At 74.8% G+C, this 16216-nt stretch carries 12 protein-coding genes and 1 tRNA gene; 6 read left to right on the forward strand and 7 right to left on the reverse strand.

Features of this window, described 5'->3' with window-relative positions:
- Position 1: 1 nt before the first annotated feature.
- The 3 genes from MLV88_RS10305 to MLV88_RS10315 are packed head-to-tail and all read left to right on the forward strand — an operon-like array spanning position 2 to position 7367.
- The gene (locus MLV88_RS10305) at positions 2-1615 is read left to right on the forward strand and encodes a lactate racemase domain-containing protein (RefSeq protein ID WP_242336020.1); all 1614 of its coding nucleotides are present in this window, start codon (positions 2-4) and stop codon (positions 1613-1615) included.
- Entirely contained in the window at positions 1612-6336 is a 4725-nt protein-coding gene (locus MLV88_RS10310) for an AMP-binding protein (RefSeq protein ID WP_243337390.1), read from the forward strand. Before MLV88_RS10305 ends, MLV88_RS10310 begins: the two co-directional genes overlap by 4 nt.
- Positions 6333-7367: an NAD-dependent epimerase/dehydratase family protein gene (locus MLV88_RS10315; protein WP_242370951.1), complete on the forward strand. Its 1035-nt coding sequence runs from the start codon at positions 6333-6335 to the stop codon at positions 7365-7367. The genes MLV88_RS10310 and MLV88_RS10315 overlap by 4 nt, the downstream gene beginning before the upstream one ends.
- Before the next feature lie 3 nt (positions 7368-7370).
- On the opposite strand, the gene MLV88_RS10320 is transcribed toward MLV88_RS10315, so the two are convergent.
- The 5 genes from MLV88_RS10320 to MLV88_RS10340 all read right to left on the reverse strand — a co-directional run bounded on the left by MLV88_RS10320 (position 7371) and on the right by MLV88_RS10340 (position 10803).
- Complete coding sequence (locus tag MLV88_RS10320) at positions 7371-7685, reverse strand: hypothetical protein (protein ID WP_242360435.1); 315 nt, start codon at positions 7683-7685, stop codon at positions 7371-7373.
- A gap of 96 nt (positions 7686-7781) precedes the next feature.
- Entirely contained in the window at positions 7782-8447 is a 666-nt protein-coding gene (locus MLV88_RS10325; protein ID WP_243337391.1) for a 4Fe-4S binding protein, read from the reverse strand.
- A 183-nt stretch (positions 8448-8630) separates the two neighbouring features.
- Positions 8631-8702: transfer RNA gene (locus tag MLV88_RS10330), tRNA-Cys, on the reverse strand.
- A gap of 39 nt (positions 8703-8741) precedes the next feature.
- Complete coding sequence (locus tag MLV88_RS10335) at positions 8742-9332, reverse strand: hypothetical protein (RefSeq protein ID WP_242360437.1); 591 nt, start codon at positions 9330-9332, stop codon at positions 8742-8744.
- Between the two features lie 154 nt (positions 9333-9486).
- Complete coding sequence (locus tag MLV88_RS10340; RefSeq protein ID WP_242336039.1) at positions 9487-10803, reverse strand: bifunctional ornithine acetyltransferase/N-acetylglutamate synthase; 1317 nt, start codon at positions 10801-10803, stop codon at positions 9487-9489.
- Between the two features lie 121 nt (positions 10804-10924).
- Between MLV88_RS10340 and MLV88_RS10345 the strand changes: the two genes are divergently transcribed.
- The gene (locus MLV88_RS10345) at positions 10925-11596 is read left to right on the forward strand and encodes an HAD family hydrolase (RefSeq protein WP_242336042.1); all 672 of its coding nucleotides are present in this window, start codon (positions 10925-10927) and stop codon (positions 11594-11596) included.
- Between the two features lie 102 nt (positions 11597-11698).
- Positions 11699-12709: a GTP-binding protein gene (locus MLV88_RS10350; protein ID WP_242336045.1), complete on the forward strand. Its 1011-nt coding sequence runs from the start codon at positions 11699-11701 to the stop codon at positions 12707-12709.
- Between the two features lie 6 nt (positions 12710-12715).
- Here the strand turns inward: MLV88_RS10350 and trhA are convergent, their stop codons facing one another.
- Positions 12716-13381: a PAQR family membrane homeostasis protein TrhA gene (gene trhA, locus MLV88_RS10355; protein ID WP_243337392.1), complete on the reverse strand. Its 666-nt coding sequence runs from the start codon at positions 13379-13381 to the stop codon at positions 12716-12718.
- A 115-nt stretch (positions 13382-13496) separates the two neighbouring features.
- On the reverse strand, positions 13497-14504 hold the full coding sequence (locus tag MLV88_RS10360) for a DUF4388 domain-containing protein (RefSeq protein WP_243337393.1): 1008 nt from the start codon (positions 14502-14504) through the stop codon (positions 13497-13499).
- A 201-nt stretch (positions 14505-14705) separates the two neighbouring features.
- On the opposite strand from MLV88_RS10360, the gene MLV88_RS10365 reads away from it, so the two are divergent.
- Complete coding sequence (locus MLV88_RS10365; protein WP_242336055.1) at positions 14706-16214, forward strand: hypothetical protein; 1509 nt, start codon at positions 14706-14708, stop codon at positions 16212-16214.
- Positions 16215-16216 lie beyond the last annotated feature (2 nt).

The raw sequence follows: 16216 nt of genomic DNA on the forward strand, positions 1-16216 counted from the left end.
CATGCGTGACCCGAAGAGCCTCGCGCGGTTCTACGAGACGACCGAGCAGATCGTCACCATCGACAAGGACTCGCCCCCGCGCGTCCTCTTCTCCGGCGAGGACCTGCTCGTCGAGGACCTGCCCGTCGGCACCCGCGTCATCTACCCGAAGCCGCCGCTCGAGGGGCTGCCGAACGTGAAGGCGGCGATCCGGAGCGCGATCAACCGGCCGGAGGGCTGCGATCCGCTGCACGCGCTCCTGCGCCCCGGGATGCGGGTGACGATCGCCATCGACGACATCTCGCTCCCCCTGCCCCCGATGCGGACGCCCGACGTCCGCCAGCAGGTGCTCGAGGTGATCCTGCCGCTCCTCGCGGAGTCCGGCGTCGACGACGTCCACCTCGTCATCGCGATCGCCCTCCACCGCCGCATGACCGAGGCGGAGATGCGGCGGATGGTGGGCGACCAGATCTTCGACGCCTACTACCCCGACCGCTACTACAACCACGACGCCGAGGACCCCGACGGCTGCGTCGTCCTCGGCACCACCGCGCACGGCGAGAAGGTCATCGTGAACCGCCGCGCGGCGGAGTCGGACCTGCTCATCTACGTGAACCTGAACCTCGTCCCCATGGACGGCGGCCACAAGTCGGTCTCGACCGGGCTCACCAACTACGAGGGCGTGAAGGCGCACCACACGCCGCACCACATCCGCAAGAGCCACTCGTACATGGACCCGGAGCGCTCCGAGATGCACCGCTCCGTGGACCGGATCGGCCGCTACGTCGACGAGCACCTCCAGGTCTTCCACATCGAGACGACCATCAACAACCGGATGTTCGACGGGCCGCTCGAGTTCCTCATGAAGAAGGAGGAGGACTACACCGAGCTCGATCGGCTCAAGCTCGCGGGCATGCGCGCGACCCTGAAGCGGCTCCCGCCCGTGGCGAAGCGCAAGATCTTCCAGGCCGTGCCGGCGCCGTACGACGTGATCGCCGTGCACGCGGGCCTGACCGAGCCCACGCACGCGAAGATCCTCGAGAAGAGCTGGGCGCAGTACGCCGTGGACGTGGACTTCCAGGCGGACGTGCTCATCTACGGCATCCCGTACGTCTCGCCGTACAACGTGAACTCGATCCTGAACCCGCTGCTCGTCCAGGTCATGGCCTGCGGGTACTTCTTCAACTTCTACCGGGGCAAGCCGCTCGTGAAGAAGGGCGGCACGCTCATCGTCACGCACCCGTGCTCGGACTCGTTCGACCCCGAGCACCACCCGAGCTACATCGAGTTCTTCCACCGGCTCCTGCCGGAGACCCGCGACGCGCAGGTGCTCGAGGCGCGCTACGAGCGCGAGCTCGCCGAGAACCCGACCTACGTCCACATGTACCGGACCGGCCACGCGTACCACGGGGCGCACCCGTTCTTCATGTGGTACTGGGGCGAGAACGGTCGCCAGCACGTCGGCAAGGTGATCGCCGCCGGGGCGGACAACGCGCACGTGCCGCGCATGATGGGCTGGGACCACGCGGAGACGCTCTCGGAGGCCATCGACATGGCGCGCGCGATCCACGGCCGCAGCGCGTCCATCGCGCTCCTCCACCACCCGCCGATCGTCATGACGCAGAACCTCGGATGAGCGAGCGCCGCGACAGATCCCGCCCCGCGCACCAGCACCCGGGCCCGCGCCCGGGCGCCGGCCGCACGGCCTCGACCGCCGCCGACCCTCTCGACGTCGGCCGCGCGCTCGCCGGGCGCAAGATCCTCGTCACCGGCGCGACCGGCTTCGTGGGCAAGGTCGCGCTCTCGATGCTCCTCGACCGCTACCCCGACGTCGGCCGGGTCTTCGTGCTCGTCCGCCCCGGGACCGGCGGCACCGCCGAGGCCCGCTTCTTCGACAAGGTCGCCCCGAGCCGCCCGTTCGACACGCTGCGCGCGCGCCACGGGGCCGGCTTCGAGGCCTTCCTCCGCGAGAAGTGCGTGCCGCTCGCCGGCGACGTGACCGATCCGCTCCTCGGCCTCTCCGAGGCGGACCTCGCGCGCCTCGAGGGGCTCGACGCGGTCGTGAACAGCGCCGGCCTCGTCGACTTCGACCCCTCGCTCGAGCTCGCGCTCGCCGTGAACGTCCGCGGGCCGCGGAGCGCGGTCGAGCTCTGCCGGACCACCGGCGCGGCGCTCCTGCACGTGTCCACCTGCTTCGTCGCGGGGAACCGCGACGGCGTCGTCCACGAGGACGAGGAGCTCCCGGGCTACTTCCCGCGCCGCGAGGGCGTCGAGGGCCGGCCGAAGGCGGGCGCCCTCGCCGCCGCCGACTTCGACGTGGACGGCGAGCTCGCCGACGCCACGCGGCGCATCGAGGAGCTCCGCGCGCGCGCCGACGACCGCGTGCTCCAGTCCGAGTTCCGCGATCGCGCGCTGGAGCGGCTCCGCGCCGAGGGGCGCGCGGGCGACGAGAAGGCCCTGCGGCTCGCCGTCGGCCGCGAGAGGCGGCTGTGGCTGTCCGGGCAGCTCGTCGAGGCGGGCATGACCCGCGCCCGCCACTGGGGCTGGCCCAACACGTACACCTACACGAAGTCGCTCGGCGAGCAGGTCATCGCCGCGAGCGCGCTCGGAGGCGCCCGGGGCGAGCGGGTGGTCTGGTCGATCGTCCGGCCGTCGATCGTCGAGAGCGCGCTCCGCTTCCCGTTCCCCGGCTGGAACGAGGGGTTCACGACGAGCGCGCCGCTCGCCTTCATGGCGCTCAAGGGGCACCGCAGCTTCCCCGCCGCGGAGAAGGCGATCCTGGACGTCGTGCCGGTCGATCTCGTCGCGGCGGCGATGATCGCGGCGACCGCCGAGCTCGTGGAGCGCCGCGACGCCTCGCGGGCGTCCGGGGCCGGGGAGCTCCCGGAGGGCCGCGTCTACCACCTCGCCTCGGGCGACGTGAACCCCCTCTGGGCGCGGCGCGCGGTCGAGCTCACGGCGCTCTACCGGCGCCGCTTCTTCCGCGAGCGCGAGGAGGGGAACCGCACCTGGAACCGGCTCCTCTCCCGGCTCGAGCCCTACTCCGTCTCGCGCGCCCACTACGAGGCGGCGAGCGCGCCCGCGATCTCCGCGCTCGCCCGCGGGGCGAAGCGGCTCCTCCTGGAGGCGTCGCCGCGCTGGGGCGCGCCGCGGCTCACGGCGCTCGCCGAGGGGGCCGCCGAGAGCCTCGACGAGCTCGGCAATCGGCTCGAGAAGACGAAGGCCATGTGGGACCTCTACATGCCGTTCGTCTGGGACAACCGCTACGTCTTCCGCTGCGCCGCGATCCGCGCGCTGTACGCGCGGCTCGGCGACGCGGACCGCGCGCGCGTGCCGTGGGATCCGGAGGCGCTCGACTGGCGGCGCTACTGGCTCGACGTGCACATGAAGGGCATGGAGGAGTGGGTGTTCCCGGGGCTCGAGGAGGAGTCCGGCAAGCGCGTCCACGCCCCCAAGGCCCACCGCGACCTGCTCGAGCTCCTCGACGCCGGGTGCGAGCGCTGGAAGGACCGCGTCGCGCTGCGGATGCAGGGCGCGGCGAAGACGCGGGTCACGTACGGCGAGCTGCGGCGGGGCGCCGGCGCGGTCGCCGCGTTCCTGCACGCGGCCGGGGTCGCGAAGGGCGACCGCGTGCTGCTCGCGAGCGAGAACCGGCCCGAGTGGGCGATCGCCTACTTCGGGATCCTCCGCGCCGGCGCGGCGGCGGTCCCGGTGGATCCGCAGCTCACCGAGCGCGAGCTCGCGAACCTCTGGCGGACCGCCGGAGCGCGCCTCGCGCTCCTCTCCGACGACGCCGCCGAGCGCAGCCCCGGCCTCGCGGCGCTCGCCGCCGCGGCGGTGCCCGGCGCGCGCACCGCGCTCCTCGGGGAGGCGCTCGCGGGCGGCCCCCCCGGCGCGGGCGCGCCGCCCGTGAAGATCGGCCCGGACGACCTCGCCTCGCTCATCTTCACGAGCGGGACGACCGGCACGCCCAAGGGCGTCATGCTCTCGCACCGCAACTTCGCGAGCCTCGTCGCGAAGCTCGTCGGCACGTTCGAGCTCGGCCCGGGCGACGGCATGCTGTCCGTGCTCCCGCTGCACCACACCTTCGAGTTCACCTGCGGGCTGCTCGTGCCGCTCTCGCGCGGCGCGGAGATCGAGTACCTCGACGAGCTCACCTCGGACCGCATCTCCGAGGCGCTCTCCGCCGGGCGCGTGACGGCGATGATCGGGGTGCCGGCGCTCTGGTCGCTCCTCCACCGCCGCATCACGCAGGAGCTCGCGGCGAAGCCCGGCGTGGTCGAGGCCGCGTTCCGCGCGCTCATGAAGGGCAACGCCGCGCTGCGCGACTCCGAGCTCGGGGTGAACCTCGGCAAGCTCCTCTTCTGGCCGGTGCACCGCCGCTTCGGCGGCCGCCTGCGCCTGCTCGTGTCGGGCGGCTCCGCGCTCGATCCCGAGGTCCAGAAGGCGTTCCGCGAGCTCGGCTTCGACCTGTACGAGGGCTACGGGCTCACGGAGGCGGCGCCGGTCCTCGCGGTGTCGCAGCCCGAGGAGGAGGCGCCGAAGGGGAGCGTCGGTCCGGCGCTGCCCGGCGTCGAGCTCAGGATCTCCGAGCCGGACGCGGACGGCGTCGGCGAGGTGCTCGCCCGCGGGCCGAACGTCATGCTCGGCTACTGGCGCGGCGGCGAGCACGCCGGCGTCGATCCCGAGCTCACCGGCCAGGTGCTCGAGGGCGGCTGGCTGCGGACCGGCGACCTCGGCAAGCTCGACGCGAACGGCAACCTCACCCTCGTCGGGCGCAAGAAGGACGTCATCATCGACGCCAACGGGAAGAACGTCTACCCGGACGAGGTCGAGGACGCCTACCGCGAGCCGGAGCTCGTGAAGGAGCTGTGCGTCGTGGGGCTCCCCGACGGCACGGGCGAGAAGGTCGCGCTCATCGTCGTGCCCGAGTACGGCGAGGACGATCGCGAGGAGGTGCGCGCCCGCCTCGAGGCCCACGTGCGCGCGGTGTCGGCGTCCCTCCCGTTCGCGAAGCGCGCGAAGGTCTGGCACGTCGTGGACGGCGAGCTGCCGAAGACGGCGACGCGGAAGGTGAAGCGCGGCCTCGTGCGCGAGGAGCTGCTCCGGCTCGAGACGGCCGCGCAGAAGGGGCGGCGCGCGCGGGAGTCGGCGAAGGACCGCGGCGCGGGCGAGGGCTGGCTCCTCGATCTCCTCGCCGAGGTCTCGCGCCGCCCGCGGGCCGAGGTGACGCACGAGTCGCACCTCGCGACCGATCTCGGCTTCGACAGCCTGATGCTCACCGAGCTCACCGCCGCGCTGGAGGAGGCGGGCGTGCCCGCGTCCGCCGCCGAGCACCTGCAGGACGTCCAGACCGCGGGCGAGCTCGCGCGCGTCGTCTCGGCGGCGGTCCACCGCCACGCGCCGGAGCCGGAGCGCGCCGCCCCGCCGCCGCCCGCCGGCGACGCGGAGATCGCGGTGCCGGCGGCGCTGGCGAAGCTCGGTCGTCGCCTGCTCGGGCTCGGCCAGCGCGCCCTCTACCACGGGCTCTACGAGGCGAAGGTCGTCGGCGCCGCGAACATCCCGCACGATCGCAACGTGCTCGTCGTCGCGAACCACGCGAGCCACCTCGACATGGGGCTCGTCAAGATCGCGCTCGGCGAGGAGGGCCGGCGCCTCGCCGCGCTCGCCGCGCGGGACTACTTCTTCGACACCCGCGTGAAGCGCGCCTACTTCGAGAACTTCACGAACCTCATCCCGATGGAGCGCGAGGGCTCGCTCAAGGCGAGCCTCAAGGCCGCGGCCGAGGCGCTCCGCCGCGGGTACCACCTCCTCATCTTCCCCGAGGGGACGCGCACCCGCGACGGCGCGCTGCGGCCGTTCTTCCCGACCGCGGGCTACCTCGCGCTGCAGTGCAACGTGGACGTGCTGCCGCTCCACCTCGACGGCACCTTCGAGGCGCTGCCGCCGGGCAAGAGCGTCCCGCGCAACGCCGAGCTCGAGGTGCGCATCGGCCGCCCCATCGCCGTCGAGGAGCTGCGCCAGCGCATCGCCGGCCTGCCGCGGAGCGAGGGGTACAAGGTCGCGACGCGGGTGATCGAGGACGCCGTCCGCGCCCTGCGGGAGGCGGCGAAGGGCGAGCGGAAGGCCTCGACCGGCGGCGCGATCGCGACCTCGACCGGCGGCGCGACCGCGACCTCGACCGGCGGCGCGACCGCGACCTCGATCGCCAAGGCGACCGCGACGCCGACGCCGGCGCCGGCCCCCGCCTCCCCCGCCACTCCGACTCCGACCCCGAGCTCGACCCCGCACGCCACCCAGACCGGCGCCGCGACCGCCACGCGTACCCGCGCCCGGCGGCGGAAGGACGAGCCATGAACGTCCTCGTCACCGGCGCGACCGGGTTCCTCGGCTCGGCCCTCGTGCCGCTCCTCGCCGGAGAGGGCCACCGGCTGCGGCTCCTGCAGCGCTCCGCCCCGCCGGACGCGGAGCGGATCGGCGCGGAGGTGGTGCGCGCCTCCCTCGCGGACGAGGGCGCCGTGCGGGAGGCGGTCCGCGGCGTCGACGCCGTGTACCACCTCGCCGGCCAGGTGGACTTCGATCCGGCCGAGCCGCGCGCGCTCTACGACCTGCACGTCCAGGGCACGCGCCGGCTCCTCGAGGCCTGCGTCGCGGCCGGGGTGAAGCGGGTCGTGCTCGCCTCCTCCTCGGGCACCATCGCGGTCTCGCGCGAGGAGCGCGTCGCCACCGAGGCGGACCACCACCCCATCGCCGTGGTCGCGGGCTGGCCGTACTACCTGTCCAAGATCTACCAGGAGAAGGCCGCGCTCCGGATCCACGCGGAGACGGGGCTGCCGCTCGTCGTGCTGAACCCGTCGCTCCTGCTCGGGCCCGGCGACGCGCGCCTCTCCTCGACCGACGTCGTGTTCAAGTTCATGGAGCGGCGCATCCCCGCGATGCCCTCGGGCGGCCTCTCGTTCGTGGACGTGCGCGACGCGGCGCGCGCGTTCAGCGCCGCGCTCACGCGAGGGCGGCCCGGCGAGCGCTACCTGCTCGGCGGCGCCAACATGACGTTCCGCGACTTCTTCGGCCGGCTCGAGCGGCTCACCGGCGTCGCGGGCCCGCGCGTGCGGCTCCCGTCCGACCTGAACCTCGCCGGCGCGCGGCTCCTCGAGAAGTTCCACGCCTGGCGCGGCAGCGAGACGCCGCTCGATCCGCGATCCGTCGAGATGGGCGAGCACTTCTGGTACTGCGCGTCCGGCAAGGCCGAGGCGGAGCTCGGCTTCTCCGCGCGCGACGCGCAGGAGACGCTGTTCGACACGGTCCGCTGGCTCGAGGAGCACGTGCGCAACCGGCAGCGGCCCCGCACCGTCGCGGACCTCGCCGGCTCCTCGCGGTCCCCGCGCTGATCGCTACATCGTCCCGCCCGACACGTCGCGCACCTTCCGCACCGCCGCGACGCCGCAGCGCTCGCCGCACGCCGCGCACACCTCGTAGGTGAGCTCCTTCACGACGAGCACGTCGGGGTGCCCCTCCGCCGGCGCGATGCGCGCGCCGCACTGCGGGCAAGCGAGCTCCGCCACGCGCTCCCGGCGCGCGAGCACCTGCGAGCGGCGCTGCTCCGGCGCGCAGCGGCTGCACTCGACGCCGTACGTCCAGCCGGTCTCCTGCCGCGGCTCGATCTCGTCGAGGTCGACGCCGCAGTACTGGCAGATCTCGGTCGCCACGCCCCTCGTCTAACGCGCCGCCTGCGTCCCGGCAGCCCCCGTCGCCCGGGCGCCCTGCGTGGGCGGAGCGGACCGTACCGGTGAGGCAGGAGCACGTCAGCGACACCGGATGGCGCCGCCGCGGCAGAGCGGGGCGCACAGACCGCAGCCGACGCAACGCGCGGGGTCGATCGACATCGCCTCGCCCCCTGGGTCGGAGAGCGCGACGCAGCCGAGGCCGAGGCAGGCGCCGCAGCGGTTGCAGCGAGCCGGCTCGATCGCGAGCGGCGGGCGTGCCTCCTCGCGGCGCGCGCACTCGGCGAGCGCGACGAGCGCCGCGGGGCGGACGCTCGCGAGCGCCTCTGCCACGAGCCGCTCGGCGTCCTGCGCGCCCGATCCGGCGGGAAGGCGCACGACGCGCGCGCCCGCCGCGGCGAGCGCGGACTCCACGGCGGCGGCGCGGTGCGGCCCGCGATCGGCGACGACGAGCAGCGCGAGGTCGCGGGCCTCCGCGACGAGCGCCCCGGGACGGACGAGGGCCTCGACCGCGCCCGCCATCCGCGCGACGCGGCCGGGCGGCGCGTCCCGCTCGCCCGCGGCCGGAGGCTCGCAGCCGAGACCGCCGCGGACGGCGAGCCCCGCGCGGCGAAGCGCTCGCAGGAGCGGGAGCTGCCTGCAGCCGGCGCACGCCGGGTCCTCGAGCGGGCGGCCCCGCGCCGCGATCCGGCGGCGCGGCGCGTTCGCACCGCTCGACTCCGCGCCATCGTCGATCCCTCGGAGCACCTCGCGCACCCTCCCCTGTCCTCGACGCTCGCCTGCCGGGACGAACGTACACGCCTCGCGTGAGCTTCGCAGCGCGCCGCGGAGGGATCGGCCTGTCCCGGGCCCTGCGCGGCGGGGCCCGCCGTTCACCGCGCGAAAACACGAAGGGCCCGAAACCTGAGCGGCTTCGAGCCCTTCGGAGAGAGGCACCGCCCGGATTCGAACCGGGGAATAAAGGTTTTGCAGACCTTTGCCTTACCACTTGGCGACGGTGCCGTACCGAGGCGCCCTTTGTAGCGGAGGGCCGGGACGGCGTCAACGCGCGGAGCGCCCGGCTGGCGGGCCGGCGTGCGGCTGCGCGCGCACCTCCGCGCGCGCCACGACGATGCCCCGCGCGCGGAGCGTCTCGAGGAGCCCGGGCAGCTCGGCGGCGGCGGCGCGCTGCAGCACGGCGTCGGGCCGGAGCACGAGCTCGAGGCCGCCGGCGCCGCGCCGGAGATCGACCGAGAGCGCGCGACCGAGCGACAGGGACAGGGGCTCGCCCTCGCGGACGCGCGCGGCCTCGATCGCGGCGGGCAGCGTGCGCACGATCGCGCGCAGGTCCGCCACCCCCTCGATGCGCGCGGGCTGGAGCTGCGCCACCGGCGCGGGCGGAGGCCGCGTCAGCCGCTCCGCCTCGAAGGCGTCCGCGCGCCGCTCGCGCAGCACGCTGCCCGCGTGATCCGCGCTCGCGCGTCGCGCGCGCAGGCTCCGGGGTGCGCCGGCGCGCTCGTCGACGCCGGCGACTGCAGGCGACCGGTGCGGAGCCCGGACGCCTCGGCGGGCGTTGCGGAGGACCTCGTCGAACCGCTGCGCAATGGCGCCTCTCGAGCCGCCCTCCGCCCTGCCCTTCTCGGTCACCTTCATCGTGGATCTCCCCGGCGCGGCCCCCGCGCGAGCGCGCGAGAGTGCACGGTCGGTGCCGGGAGCAGCGCGCGGGGCGTGAGGGGTTTCTCGGGCCCGAAGGTCCGCCGCGCGGACCCGCCGGACTCGGGCGCGGTCGGGTGTTGGCTCGCGCGCCTCAGCTCCGGTAGTCCGCGTTCTCGGTCACGTACTCGTGCGTCAGATCGGCCCCCAGGACCGCGCACGCCGCGCTCCCCATGCCGAGGTCGATCCCGATCTCCACCCGCCGCTCGTGCGGCGGGTAGTCGATCGGCGGCCGGAAGAGCCCGTCCGCGGACGGACGCGTCGCGTACAGCTCCGCCGACTTCATGTGGGCGACGAGCCGCTCCTCCTTCGCGGGGTCGAGCCGCATCGCGCCGCCCTCGAGCACGAGGTCGTCGCCCACGCGCATCGTGACGCGCGCGGGGTCGAGCGGGATCCCGGAGGCGCCCGCCTGCTTGCCGACGGCGCAGAGGAGCCGCCCCACGTTGGGATCGTTCCCGTTCACCGCCGCCTTGAGCAGCGGCGAGTTCACCACCGACTTGGCGATCGCGCGCGCCTCCTCGAACGTGCGCGCGCCGGTGACGCTCGCGCGGATCACGTGGTGGACGCCCTCCCCGTTCCGCACCACGTCCTCGGCGAGGTCGCCGCACACCTGCGCGAGCGCGGCGGCGAGCGCGCCGGGCGGCGGGGCCGCCTTCTTGCGGGAGGAGACGATCACGACGGTGTCGGAGGTGCTCGTGTCCGTGTCGACGGAGATGCAGTTGAACGTCACCTCGACGGCGGCGTCGAGCGCGGCGCGCAGCGTGTCGCGCGGCACGTCCACGTCGGTGAGCAGGTAGACGAGCATGGTCGCGAGGTTCGGCTCGATCATGCCCGCGCCCTTGGCGATGCCCACGAGCGTCCCTTCCCCGAGCGGCGCGCGCCGCACCTTGGGGTAGAGGTCGGTCGTCGTGATCGCCTCGGCGGCCGGGAGGATCGTGCCGGACTGGAGCGCGGAGGCGGCCTCGGGGAGCGCCGCGATCATCCGCTCGACGGGGAGCTGCCAGCCGATGACCCCGGTGGACGAAGGCAGCACCTCCTCGGGCGCGATCCCGATGAGTCGCGCCGCCTCGGCGCCGACGCGCTCCGCCGCCTCGATCCCGCCCGGCGCGCAGACATTGGCGATCTTGGTGTTCACCACGATGCCGCCCAGCGTCGGCCCGTCGAGGCGGCGCTTGCCCACGATCACCGGCGCGCCGGGGAATGCGTTCCGGGTGAACTTCGCGGCGAACGCGGGGGTCGGGCGGTCGAGCGCCACGAGCGTGAGCTTCATCCGGCCGGGCTTCGGCGCCTCGACCGGGACGAACTCGAAGCTCGTGGTCCCGATGCAGAAGCCCTCGGGCAGGGCCGACTGCGCCTCGAGCCAGGCGCGGTGCTCGGCGCGGCTCGCGAAGGTGAGCGAGGTGGACGGCATGGCCGCCTTTTCGCCCTTCCGCCCCCCGCCGTCAACGGGCCCCGACGCCGAGGGCCGCCTCCGCGCCGCCACCCCCGCCCGCGCCTTGCGCCGGCGGAGGTCGCGGCGTACGCACCGGCCCATGGCCCGCCCCGCCGCCGTGATCTTCGACGTCATCGAGACGCTCTTCCCGCTCGATCCCCTGCGCCTGCGCCTCGCCGCCCTGGGGCTCGCTCCCCTCGACCTCGACACCTGGTTCACGCGGATCCTTCGGGACGCGTTCGCGCTCGACGCGAGCGGCTCGTTCCGGCCCTTCCGCGAGATCGCCGGCGGCGCGCTCGAGGTGCTCCTCGCCCAGCGGAGCCGCCCGGTGGAGCGCGCGGCCGTCGAGGACGTCCTCGACGGCTTCAAGACGCTCGACCCCGCGCCGGACGTCGCGCCCGCGTTCCGCAGGCTCGCCGGCGCGGGCGTGCCCATCGCGACCCTCTCGAACGGCGGCGTGGAGGCGACGCGCGGGCTGCTCGACCGCGCAGGCCTCCTCGATCACGTCGCGCGCGTCATGGGCGTCGACGAGATCCGCCGCTACAAGCCGGGCCGCGAGATCTACCTGCACGCCGCGCGCACCCTCGGGCAGCCGCCGGAGCGGCTCGCGCTCGTCGCGGTGCACGCGTGGGACGTCGAGGGGGCCCAGCGCGCCGGGCTGGTGGGGGGCTGGTGCGCGCGGCTGGAGCGGCGCTTCCACCCGGCCATGGGCCCACCCGCCGTGCAGGGCGAGGACCTGGTGGCGGTGGTGGACGCCCTCCTCGCGCGGTGAAGGCCGCGCCCGCCCGTGCCGCCTCTCCCGAGGCGCCGGGAGCGGACCTTCGCGCCTGCGGCGAAGTCGCCCCCCCGATCGCCCGGGGCTATGATGCCGGCCGTGTCCACCGTCAACCCGCTCGCGCGGGAGATCTCGGCGAAGATCGTCTATTACGGCCCCGGCCTGTCCGGGAAGACGACGAGCCTCCACCAGATCTACGAGAGCGTCCGCCCGGAGACGCGCGGCCAGCTCGTGTCGCTCTCGACGGAGGGTGATCGCACCCTCTTCTTCGACTTCCTGCCCCTCAAGATCGAGCAGGTGCGGGGGCTCACGCTCAGGCTCCAGATCTACACGGTGCCGGGCCAGGTGTTCTACGACGCGACCCGCAAGCTCGTGCTGAACGGCGCCGACGGGGTCGTGTTCGTGGCGGACTCCCAGCCGGCGGCGCGGGACACGAACGCGGAGTCCATCGACAACCTCGCCACGAACCTCGGCGAGCTCGGCATCTCCCTCGCCGAGTTCCCCCACGTGCTCCAGTACAACAAGCGCGATCTCCCCGGCGCGCTGCCGGTGGAGGACCTCCGCGCCGCCCTGAACCGCCACGGCGCGCCCGAGGTCGAGAGCATCGCGAGCCGCGGCGTCGGGGTCTTCGCCGGGCTGAAGGAGATCACCCGCCTCGTGGTGAAGGACCTGCGCTCGCGCCAGCCCGCGCGCCGCGCGACGCCGCGGCCGCTCGAGCTCTCCGGCGGCGGGTCGGAGCTCGCCTCCCAGCTCTCCGCGGCGGCCGAGGCCTCCGGGCCGGCCGATCCGGCGGCGCTCGCCCCGGTGTCCTTCGCGCGGCTCTTCCCGGGAGAGGGCGCGGCGATCGCCGCCACCGAGCACGCGCTGCGCGAGCGGACCTACGGCGAGGCCGCGCGCATCGCCGCGGACGGCGTGGCCGCGGTGCTGGCGCGGGTGCCCGCGGAGGACGGGCGGGCCGCGCGGCTCGGGCTCGACCCGCACGAGCTGCTCCGGCTCGCGCGCATCGCGGCGATGCCGGACGCGGCGGTCACCGAGCGGGACGCGCTCTTCGCGCTCTACGTCCTCGTCGCCGCGAAGGTGAAGGCAGCGGCCCGGGCCGCCGGCCGCTAGCATCGGCTACAGCGAGAAGAGCGCCCGCGCCGTGACGGCGAGGTGGAGCCCCGCCGCGACCACCACGAGCGCGTGGAAGATCTCGTGGTACCCGAACACGCGCGGGAACGGATCCGGACGCCGCGTCGCGTAGACCACCGCGCCCAGGCTGTAGGCGATCCCGCCGGCGCCGAGCAGCGCGATCGCGCCCGGGCCGAGGCGCGCCACGAGCGCGGGCATCACCGGGAGGATCACCCAGCCGAGCAGCACGTAGATCACCGCGATGAGGGGCTTCGGCGCGCGGACCCACAGGATCGACTGGAGGATGCCGAGCGCCGCCCCGCCCCACGCGATCACGAGGAGCGCCTCGCCGCGCGCGCCGCCGAGGACCAGGCAGAACGGCGTGTACGTTCCGGCGATGAGGAGGAAGATCGCCGAGTGATCGAGCCGTCGCATCCAGCGCCGCGCGCGCGGCGGCCAGGTCGGCCGGTGGTAGAGCGCGCTCACGGCGAACAGGGTGAAGAGGCTCGCCCCGTAGACGTTCGCGGCGGCGCGGGCGCGCGCCGACGGCGAGACGAGCGCGAGCGCGATCCACGCGGCGAGCGCGACGAACGCGGCGATCTCGTGGGACACGCCGCGCAGGAGCGGCTTCTCTGCGGCGCGCGGAGCGTCGTGCGAGGCGGTGTCGATCATGGTGTGCCCTCCAGAGCGGTTGGATCCTGCCATCGGAGGGTCACGCCCCTGTCACGGCGCGCGCGTGACGCCCTGCGCGCTCGCGTCGGATCGCCGAGCTCCCTCGCCCCGCGCCTCAGGCCTCGCGCAGCTCGACGAGCCCGAGCCGGACGAGCTTGCGGAGCGCCTTCAGCGTCTCGACCTCCCGCAGCGGGCTCGCGAGCGCGATGCTCGCGACGTCCCACTTGCCGTTCAGGCGGCCCGCGACCTCGCGGTCCGTCGGGCCGAGCCGCCGCGCCGCCGGCCCGTCGAGCGCCGCCAGCCCGGCCAGGAGGACGGGGACCGCGACCGGGGACAGCTCCGCGTAGAGCACGGCGACCTGCTCGCGCTCGGCCTCGCGCAGGAGCGCGCGGACGCGCCTGTCGGAAGGATCCGCGGCGAGCAGGCTCCGGAACACGATGCCCGCCTCGTCGAACTGGCGCGCGTCGACGAGCAGCTGTGCCTTCGCCACCAGTGACGCCACCGGGTCCGGGTGCGCGGACACGCCCTCGACGCGCGCGAGGCCGAGGGCGCGGAGCGTCTCGATCCGGCGGAGCACCGCGGCGCGCGAGAGGGCCAGCGCGAGGCGCGCCTCGGCGATCGACGCGCGGCGCCGCGCCGCCTCCAGCAGCGCGCGCTGCCCCGGCGTGCGCGGGCGTGCGGCGCCCTCCTCCGCGACGAGCGCGGCCGTGTCCGACGGGTAGCGCCGGTCGAGCTCGGGCCACTCGTCGAGCCGCCGCAGGCCCTCGAGCGCCATCTGGCCGAGCCCCACGTCGAGGCGGACCCCGTCCTCGAAGCCGCCGGCGTCCACGATGAGCGTGAACCGGCCCCCTGGTGGCGCGAGGAAGAGATCGACGATCCGGTCGGCGCACGCCTCCGGCCAGAGCGACTCCGGCGGCTCCGAGTGCGACCAGCGGGCGAGCGTGCCGAGCGCCGACGGCTCGGACGGTGGGCGCGCCGCCGCGACGATGCGGCGGTCGACGACGTGCAGCCAGAACGGCGTCCCCTCGCCCGCGTCGAGCTCGACGATCCCCGAGCGCCTGCTCTGATCGAGCCACTGGAACAGCTCGGCGAGGGGAAAGGTCGCGAGGTCTCCCTGCAGCATGGCCCGATTGTGACCGCGCCGGGCCGCGCGCGCCAGATCGCGCCCCCCGTCCGAGCGTGGGAGGTCTCACCCGGAGTGCTGCCCCCGGCGCCCCGGCTTGGCGGACCGTGTCGCTCGGGCCAGCTTTTCTTGCGCGTGCGTGCCGGAGGGCCCGTCGGCCCGGCGTCCGGGCGGGCGCGCGGGAGACGGCGGATGGCCGGGATGCGGCGTTGGGCGGCGGTGCTCGCGGCGGCTGCGCTGACCGCGTGCGGCGGCGGCGGAGGCGGCGGCACCAAGACCCCGGCCGACACGGGCGGCGGCGGCACCGGCGGCGACACGGGGGGCGGGACCGGAGGCGGCACGGGAGGTGGCGGCGGCGGAGGCGGTGCCCCGGCGGTGAAGGCGCCGGTCGTCGTCGGCGCCTTCCGGTTCTGGGGCGCCGAGCAGGGGCTCCCGGCCAAGGTGAGCGACGTCTCCGCGGACGAGGCCGGCAACGTCTACGTCGCGGGCGGCGACGCCGCCGTCTACGCGAAGTCCCGCGCCGCCCAGGACTTCAAGCGCTTCGACGCGGACGCCGCCGGGCTGACGAAGAACTGCCACGACGCGGCGCAGATCGCGAACGCGACCCCGTCCGATCCCGCCGTCACGTGCCCGGTCATCTCGGTCGCGGGCTCGACGCCGAACAAGGCGATCATCGGCTTCAAGGGCGTCGGCACCGACGGCGACACGGACGCCGACTGGGCGGTCGACTCCGGGGGCGCCGACGTCGTCACGTTCGACGGCACGACGCTCGCGCGCGAGCGGCACGTCCGGATCGCGACGCCCCCGGGCTACGTGTGCGAGTTCTTCGTGGAGGGCTCGAACGACACCCAGTGCTACGGCTGGGATCCGTTCATGCTCGGCGGCCGCCGGAAGCTGCGTCAGGTGCAGCGCATCGTCGTGAACCACGACAAGGGCCGCTCGCTCTCGTACGGCGACGCGCTCCTGGGCGGCACGCACGCCACGATCTCGATCCTCGTCGCGAACCCCGACGCGCGCGGCCTCCAGGACCTCACCCGCGGCGACCCGGCCTGGGAGGACGCGAAGGGCGTGTTCGAGCACGAGCACCCCGCGATCTACGCGCACGGCGAGTTCCTCACCGGCGAGGCGTGGGCGCTCGCGTTCGACCCCACCACGAACGTGCCCTGGTACGCGAACCAGTTCCGCACGGCGAGCCTCCCCGGCTACGCCTCGATGCGGCGGCCGGAGCTGTCGCAGAACTTCCACGGCCCGTGGTGGGGGAACCAGTCGCCGCCCAGCCCCTACCTCTGGATCTGGAGCTCGGACGCGGATCCGGCGGACGCCACGAAGCGCGACAGCGTGCAGTCGATCTCGTTCTGCGACGACGGGACGATGTGGGTCGGCTCGGACGCGCACGGCCTCGCCTTCCTGCGCAAGGGCGCCTCCACCTTCAGCACCGTCGGCGTCCCCGCCGGCGCGGGCGGCGCGCTCGCCGTCGCGTGCGATCCGTCCGACGGCTCGGTGTGGGTGGGGTTCGCCTGGGGCGGCTTCGGGCGCTACCGGAACGGCGCGTGGGTGCAGGACCTCCCCCCGGACTCGGTGCCGGCCTTCGCGCGGGGGCCCGTGCGGTCGATCCAGATCGACCGCTGGGCGAGCCCTCGCGTGGTGTACATGGCCCACCTCGAGTCGAGGTTCGGGCCGGGTGCCGTGACCGCCTACGACGGTCCGTGACG

This window comes from Anaeromyxobacter soli, assembly GCF_022808855.1.
Taxonomy (GTDB): domain Bacteria; phylum Myxococcota; class Myxococcia; order Myxococcales; family Anaeromyxobacteraceae; genus Anaeromyxobacter; species Anaeromyxobacter soli.

What these genes read in the sequence shown, in the direction of transcription:
- MLV88_RS10305 (WP_242336020.1), top strand. Translation starts at nt 2, where the DNA reads ATGCGTGACCCGAAGAGCCTCGCGCGGTTCTACGAGACGACCGAGCAG.
- MLV88_RS10310 (WP_243337390.1), top strand. Translation starts at nt 1,612, where the DNA reads ATGAGCGAGCGCCGCGACAGATCCCGCCCCGCGCACCAGCACCCGGGC.
- MLV88_RS10315 (WP_242370951.1), top strand. Translation starts at nt 6,333, where the DNA reads ATGAACGTCCTCGTCACCGGCGCGACCGGGTTCCTCGGCTCGGCCCTC.
- MLV88_RS10335 (WP_242360437.1), bottom strand. Translation starts at nt 9,332, where the DNA reads ATGAAGGTGACCGAGAAGGGCAGGGCGGAGGGCGGCTCGAGAGGCGCC.
- MLV88_RS10340 (WP_242336039.1), bottom strand. Translation starts at nt 10,803, where the DNA reads ATGCCGTCCACCTCGCTCACCTTCGCGAGCCGCGCCGAGCACCGCGCC.
- MLV88_RS10345 (WP_242336042.1), top strand. Translation starts at nt 10,925, where the DNA reads ATGGCCCGCCCCGCCGCCGTGATCTTCGACGTCATCGAGACGCTCTTC.
- trhA (WP_243337392.1), bottom strand. Translation starts at nt 13,381, where the DNA reads ATGATCGACACCGCCTCGCACGACGCTCCGCGCGCCGCAGAGAAGCCG.
- MLV88_RS10360 (WP_243337393.1), bottom strand. Translation starts at nt 14,504, where the DNA reads ATGCTGCAGGGAGACCTCGCGACCTTTCCCCTCGCCGAGCTGTTCCAG.
- MLV88_RS10365 (WP_242336055.1), top strand. Translation starts at nt 14,706, where the DNA reads ATGCGGCGTTGGGCGGCGGTGCTCGCGGCGGCTGCGCTGACCGCGTGC.